The following is a 2,112-nucleotide window of genomic DNA, read 5'->3' on the forward strand; positions in this document are numbered from 1 at the left end:
GTGCAACGCAATCCCTATCAGGCCCTGGTGATGCGGGGGATTTTAGGGGCGGTGGCGGCCTTGGTCTATGCCCTGCTGGGGGCGGCGGATGTGGCATTGACAGAGGCGTTGGTGGGCACCATGTTGTCCATTACCCTCTATGCGGTGGCGGTGCGGTCTTCCCTCACTTTGCGGGTGGGAATTTTGCCCCCCCTGGACCAAGCGTCCCAATCCCTACCCCCTGATGTGCACCAAGCCATCACCACGGCGATCGCCCCCTACCATCTCCGCCTACAAATTGTGCCCTGTCCCCTAGATAGTGAAGCTGTGTCTCCCCAACAATCTCCCCAGGTTATTTTTGATCCGGCCGCCCCGGCCCTGTTGACCCCCATTGAGCGTTTGGTAGAAATCTTCTCCGCCACCATTCCTTCCAGTCAACTAAAAGTGGTGTTGACCCCCATTAACCCCATCCCTTCTCCCCAGGAGGTAAGCCGATGAAATGGATTTATGTGCTAGCGGCGATCGGCTTTTACCTGAAAATGATTCTGCTCCCCAACCTAGTGGTGCCGCTGGAGGAGTTGTCCGAACTGTCCATTGTGGAAACCATTGCCCAGGAAAGTGGCGTGCCCAACGTTGTATCAGGCATTATTTTCCGCAACCGTCTCTACGACACCCTGTTTGAGGTGGTGGTATTTACCATTGCCATTATGGGGGTGAGGTTTTTGTTGGCCGACGAGCAACCGGCCGCAGTGGTACATCAATTTACCGACCATCCTTCCATTGTTTTGGCCAGATTGGGGGCCACCATTGCCGCTTTGATCAGTGTGGAACTGGCCCTGCGGGGTCACCTCAGTCCAGGGGGAGGATTTGCCGCCGGGGTAGCTGGGGGCACGGCCATTGGCCTGGTGGCCATCACAGCCCCACCGGAATGGCTCCATCAGCTTTACCAACGTTGGCGAGCCGCCACCCTAGAAAAAATTTCCGTGCTCCTGTTCATTGCCCTCGCAGCCTGTAGTTTGTTGGGACTGGCCCTGCCCATGGGGGAAATGGGGGCCCAACTCAGTGGCGGTTGGATTCCCTGGCTTAATATCCTGGTGGCCCTGAAAGTGGCGATCGGTTCCTGGGGGGCAATTTTGGTCTTTATTCGTTATCGGGGGTTATTGTGAGTTGATGGTTCATCCCCCTGGGAAATTTCCCAGTTGCATGGTGGTGGTGACAAAGAGACTTCCCTAGCCCCATGGCATGGCAACCTAATTCCTTTCCCCTTTTCCCCCCAAGGCTATGGTTCCCACTCTCCGCTTTTATGTGTGTCTGTTGCTCATTGGCGGAGGGGCCATGGTGGTGGCCCAGATGAGCACTATTCCTAACGCAGTGGGGACTTTGGCCATAGCAGATGGTTTACTTTTGTTGCTGACGGTAATTGACTATGGCCGGGGCAGGAAGCGAAAAATAACCGTGCAACGGCAACCCCTGGGCCCCCTTTCTATCGGTCGAGAAAATCCCGTTACCATTACGGTGGCAAATTCTGGTCCGTCGGCGATCGCCAAAATTAAAGATGATTATCCCGCCCCATTTTTGGCCACGGATGAGCTCAAGACAGCTCAGGTTTTGCCCCAGGGCAGCACCCAATTAAGTTATCACGTGCAACCCCGTCAGCGGGGGGAATACCGTTGGGGCAAGGTGAATGTGCGACAACTATGTCCCTGGCAACTGACTTGGCACCAATGGACGGTGGGCGAGGGGGAAACAGTGACTGTCCACCCCGATTTAATGGGGCTCAAATCCTTGACTATTCGACTGGCCCAGGCCACCACGGGCAACCTCAGACAAATGCGAAAGCTGGGTTTGGGCACAGAATTTCGGGAACTGCGGGACTACCAAGCGGGGGATGATCTGCGGTATTTGGACTGGAAAGCTAGTGCTCGGCGGGGCATTCCCCTCATGCGGGTGTTGGAGCCGGAACGGGAACAGACGGTGATTATTTTGCTTGACCGGGGCCGGTTAATGACCGCTTGGGTGCAGGGACTACAGCGTTTTGATTGGGCACTGAACACCAGTTTGGCCCTGGCAGTGACTGCTTTACATCGAGGCGATCGCCTGGGGATCGGGGTATTTGACCGGACAGTGGTGAGT

The 2,112-nt window shown here is 56.0% G+C and carries 3 protein-coding genes; all 3 read left to right on the forward strand.

The window, feature by feature from the left end; genetic code table 11:
- A partial coding sequence (locus IQ219_RS19165; RefSeq protein ID WP_194073670.1) for a hydrogenase subunit MbhD domain-containing protein occupies positions 1–477 on the forward strand: 477 nt, incomplete at its 5' end.
- Positions 474–1,145: a Na(+)/H(+) antiporter subunit B gene (locus IQ219_RS19170; protein WP_190597742.1), complete on the forward strand. Its 672-nt coding sequence runs from the start codon at positions 474–476 to the stop codon at positions 1,143–1,145. The genes IQ219_RS19165 and IQ219_RS19170, both read left to right, overlap by 4 nt.
- Before the next feature lie 115 nt (positions 1,146–1,260).
- Positions 1,261–2,112: DUF58 domain-containing protein (locus IQ219_RS19175; protein ID WP_194073671.1), on the forward strand; the 852-nt coding region annotated here is incomplete at its 3' end.

It is taken from the genome of Synechocystis sp. LEGE 06083, assembly GCF_015207725.1.
GTDB lineage: Bacteria > Cyanobacteriota > Cyanobacteriia > Cyanobacteriales > Microcystaceae > Synechocystis > Synechocystis salina.

What these genes read in the sequence shown, in the direction of transcription:
- IQ219_RS19170 (WP_190597742.1), top strand. Translation starts at nt 474, where the DNA reads ATGAAATGGATTTATGTGCTAGCGGCGATCGGCTTTTACCTGAAAATG.